Annotated in this window: 5 protein-coding genes and 1 pseudogene; 1 reads left to right on the forward strand and 5 read right to left on the reverse strand. The window is 63.3% G+C overall.

The genetic code is table 11. The features are described 5' to 3' along the window. Positions 1-238: 238 nt before the first annotated feature. A complete protein-coding gene (locus FFS27_RS29970) occupies positions 239-640 on the reverse strand; it encodes a GFA family protein (protein WP_021265305.1) in 402 nt (133 codons plus the stop codon). Between the two features lie 142 nt (positions 641-782). Between FFS27_RS29970 and FFS27_RS29975 the strand changes: the two genes are divergently transcribed. After that, the gene (locus FFS27_RS29975; protein ID WP_003093561.1) at positions 783-1,064 is read left to right on the forward strand and encodes a peptidylprolyl isomerase; all 282 of its coding nucleotides are present in this window, start codon (positions 783-785) and stop codon (positions 1,062-1,064) included. Between the two features lie 276 nt (positions 1,065-1,340). Here the strand turns inward: FFS27_RS29975 and FFS27_RS29980 are convergent, their stop codons facing one another. From FFS27_RS29980 to FFS27_RS29995, 4 genes and pseudogenes are all read right to left on the reverse strand, one after another. After that, positions 1,341-1,565 (reverse strand): DUF7364 domain-containing protein, encoded by a 225-nt coding sequence (locus FFS27_RS29980; RefSeq protein ID WP_003121473.1) that lies wholly within the window; start codon positions 1,563-1,565, stop codon positions 1,341-1,343. Between the two features lie 73 nt (positions 1,566-1,638). Then, positions 1,639-1,929: a hypothetical protein gene (locus FFS27_RS29985; RefSeq protein WP_031299433.1), complete on the reverse strand. Its 291-nt coding sequence runs from the start codon at positions 1,927-1,929 to the stop codon at positions 1,639-1,641. Beyond that, positions 1,926-3,077, reverse strand: coding sequence for a hypothetical protein (locus FFS27_RS29990; protein WP_023109236.1), 1,152 nt, complete (start codon positions 3,075-3,077; stop codon positions 1,926-1,928). The genes FFS27_RS29985 and FFS27_RS29990 overlap by 4 nt, the downstream gene beginning before the upstream one ends. Further along, positions 3,074-3,903: pseudogene (locus FFS27_RS29995) on the reverse strand (hypothetical protein); the annotation flags it as partial. The gene FFS27_RS29990 and the pseudogene FFS27_RS29995, both read right to left, overlap by 4 nt.

A 3,903-nucleotide genomic window follows, 5' to 3' on the forward strand; every position in this document is an offset into this window, starting at 1 on the left:
TTAATTTGATACATTTCAACGAGTTTTACGATACGGGTGTGTTGGGCATAGTGAAATTTCGCTCATGCCCATACTTTGCATGGGGCAGGGCTCCATCGGCGCTTCGATGCCCGCCATCCCGGTGAGGGGAAGCGTAAGGCTGAGAAGCAGGATGATCAGCAAGCGAAGACGACGGCGCATGCGGCGAAGTGTATGCGGACCGTGAAGACGGCGGCAACTGAATCGGCGACGGCCGGTTTCAGTCCTGCCGTGGCCAGTGATCGGCGATCCGGTACCAGCAGGCCATCGACGCGACCTGGACATGCTTCTGTTTCTCCGATGGGAAGGGCGTGTCCAGGCTGCCGAGGGCGACCGATACCCAGTCGGCGAACTTGCCTTCGCTCCTTGACCAGAACAGCGGCGAGCCGCAGCGCGAGCAGAAGCGCCGGAGCACGGCGGGGGAGGAGCTGAACGCGGCGAGCAGGTCGGCGCCGCGGTCGATGTGCAGGTCCGCGACGGGGACGCTGCCATAACTGGCGAATGCCGCCCCATGGGCCTTGCGGCACTGGCTGCAATGACAGTGGGAGAGCGCCCGCGGGGGCGACGACAGGCGGTAGCGCAGCGCGCCGCACAGGCAACTGCCGTGGAAAGTCTGGCTCATCGGAAGGCGTTCCCGGATTCGCAAAGGCGGCGAGTCAAGCAGCCCGCGCCACGCTTGTCGAGCGCCTCCTCCGATCGTGGGCTGTCGGTGCTGGCGTCGATGTCTGCTAGGCTCTGCCGTTTCACCCTAGGAGTATTTCCCCATGGCCCGAGCCACTGCCCGCCACATCCTGGTTTCCAGCGAAGCCAAGTGCAACGAACTGAAAACCGCCATCGAAGGTGGTGCGGATTTCGCCGAAGTCGCCCGCGAGCATTCCACCTGCCCCTCCGGCCGCGACGGCGGCAACCTGGGCTCGTTCGGCCCCGGCCAGATGGTCCGCGAGTTCGACCAGGTGGTCTTCAGCGCGCCGTTGAACGTGGTCCAGGGCCCCGTGAAGACCCAGTTCGGCTACCACCTGCTGGAAGTCACCAGCCGCCAGGACTGAACGTGCGGCGGCGCATAACGCCCCTCTTCCACGCGCCGATCCAGGCGTGGGGTGAATAGCCGCTGCACGGGGTAAACGGCGGATAACGCCGTTGGCGTTATGCGCCCTACCTGTCCCGGACCGATGAAGGAAGCCGCACTTCCACGCGCCAATCCGGGTGTGGGGCGAATAACCGCTGCGCGGGATAAATGTAGCGCGGCGCGAAATTTGGCGCGGATTTGCGCAATAAATGACGCGCCCTAACCGTTTCGCCAGCGGCAAAAGAATTTCAAAAGGTCAGCACAGGACGACGATATCGCCATCGGCTACCCGTTCAGACAGAGCGGTCAGCTTGCCGATGCCCTCCCGTAGAAATCGGCTGAGCTGCTCGATGCACTCGCGCTGGTCCTTAGTGAGACTGAACTCAGCCTCCATGCTTTCCATGAGATCAAGGCAGCACTGGTTGAGAAACCCCACTTCCAGTAGTTCAGCCCGCAACCTTTGCCTCAGTACCTCGTCCATCCCAAGGTTCCTATCTACTACTCGACATCAGACTTTCGGAACGTGGCAAAAACGAGAACGCCATCACAACTACCTATTCAGGTAGTGGATACCGCGCTTTGATCGCCTGGACAGCTGCGACCCATGCCGCCAGGTCCGGCTCGGTGCCAGCGGCTATGGCGTCAAACTCGGCCTCCAGGCGCAGCGGGTCGGACTCGGTGCGATAGGCCTGGCGGCGTAGCTCCTGGACCTCGGCGAGGAGGTCGTCGGGATGGAACGCCAGGTCGCCGACCGGGACGCCAGCGAGTGCTGCGGCTTCGTCAAGCGACCCGGCCCACTCTGCGAAGAACTCGCCTTTCAGTAGAACTCTCTTGGTCATTGTCATGCGCTCTGTGAGTTGACTGTTGCAATGGGCGCGAAGTGGATTCCGGGGTCAACTAGCCCCCCGAAGAAAGCGGGACACGCCATAGCCGCAACCCCGCCTAGAGTCATGTAGAAGTACGGAAAGCCGTTGTCGTACCCTTGCGCGGATCGCTTCGAAAGACGGACATGCTTCCACCCATCAGCGGGGGTTAGTACCTGCCCCGGTAGAACGGGTTCGCCGTTTAGCCATATCCGGTAATCTGTCGTCGGAACCCCCGCCGGCATGAAATGGAGCGATCCGGTTTCAGCGCGCACCCACAGAACGGCCGTACTCCATCCATCGGCGATGAACAGCGCTCGCGATACGTTGGTCATTTGAAGATAGCGGGTAGTCCCGTCGAGCCCAGAGGAACCCGTTGTCGCGTTCGGCCCTGCTGTCACCAGGGCGGTATAGAACTCCACCCCGTAGCGGGCAAGGCTGCCGCTCGGCCGCCCCATCGCCACTAGCAAATCTTGGACGCGCTGGTTGATGTTGCCCGCCGTCCCGCCGTTTGTGGTGTTGTCGTAAATATACTTCCCGCCGTCCGTAATCGTCGCCCCGTTCCACGGCGAGAGGAACGTGCTGGAAAACGACCCAGTGAAGCGCAGAATCAGCGGATTGATGATGCCGGCGAATCGTCCGCTGTCGGGCATCAGATTGAGAAACGGCATGCCGTTGAGGTCTGCCACGGCAGCGGTTCCAAGCTTCCCCCACGCCCCGTTGTTGCGTGCGTAGTTGCTGCCATCGCTGGGCGCGTCCGACATACCGCCCACCAGCTCCACCCAGGCGCTGCCGGAATACTCATACGTCTTGACCTGCCCGCTCGGCGTCGTCTCGTTCGCAACCTGAACACGCCAGCCCAGCCTGGGTGGCATGTACTCCCAAATAGCCGTGGTCGCACCCGTTGCCCACCAGCGCGCCAGGCGGTTCTGATTGGAGCCGGAGCCAGTGAAAATGTACGTGTCCCCCTCGGCCTGGCCGGTTGTGGGCAGTGTGGCGACGCGCCCCTTGACCACGGGCTGGCGCAGGAAGTCATCCCAGCGCCACATCCGAATCAGATCGTTGTAATGCCCTTCTCCCGGCAAGCCATTGATCAGCAGGCCGGTATTCGGTCCCATATAAAGAGTCACGGTGCTACGCCTCCAAGTTCCTCGCCGAGGCGGAAGCCAAGGCCGTGTCGTTCGATTGTGATGTCGTGCTGCTGCCAGGATTGGATGCCGTCGCGGACGCTGCGCAGAACCACGCGCACGTCCTGGAGCGGGCCATCCGCCATGACCTCGGCGAGTGGATAGGACCAACTGCTGGTGGTGAGGCCGGCGTAGGTGCGCTTCAGCGTCGTGCCGCTGTAGACCAGGAGCGTAACCGTCGCCCCATCTTCGGGTCCGATGTTGCCGACCGTGGTATCGATCAACTGGTCGGCCTGGCCGATCCGGTCGCGCTTCGCCCAGCTCACCGACAGCGCCCCGTAGACTTTCGTTGGGTACGCGCTGCCGTTGATGCGGAACTGGCCGGGCGGATACGGCTTACCTTGGCGCCCGGTCAGGGTGAGGCTGTCGGTGGCGGCCAGCGCCGGGGCCAGTTGGCCCTCGCTGGTGTTCGTCAGCAGCCGGGCCTGGAGCGTCACGCCCTGGCTGTAGACCGTTTCGTCCACAGCTTCGAACGTGTCGTAGAACCAGACCCGAGCCCCGGCCAGATGCTTGGCCGGTACGGTATCGGCGCAGCCGCGCGCGAGGGTGACCGTGCCGCTGGCGTAGTTGACCGCATCGACCCGGACTATCTCGTCGTCCACGACTGCGGCCTGGCCGACAGTGACGTCCTCCAGCCGGCTGGCGTTCGTCAACGTGACGACGTTCGGACCGGCCGCCAGCGGCAGCTCGGCGGCGAGTAGTCCGGTCGGGCACCAGTCGCCGGTTCCGCGATCAACGAACGCGCCAGAGCTGCCGACGCGGTCGGTCA

The sequence above is a fragment of the Pseudomonas sp. 2VD genome, from assembly GCF_005503585.1.
GTDB lineage: Bacteria > Pseudomonadota > Gammaproteobacteria > Pseudomonadales > Pseudomonadaceae > Pseudomonas > Pseudomonas aeruginosa.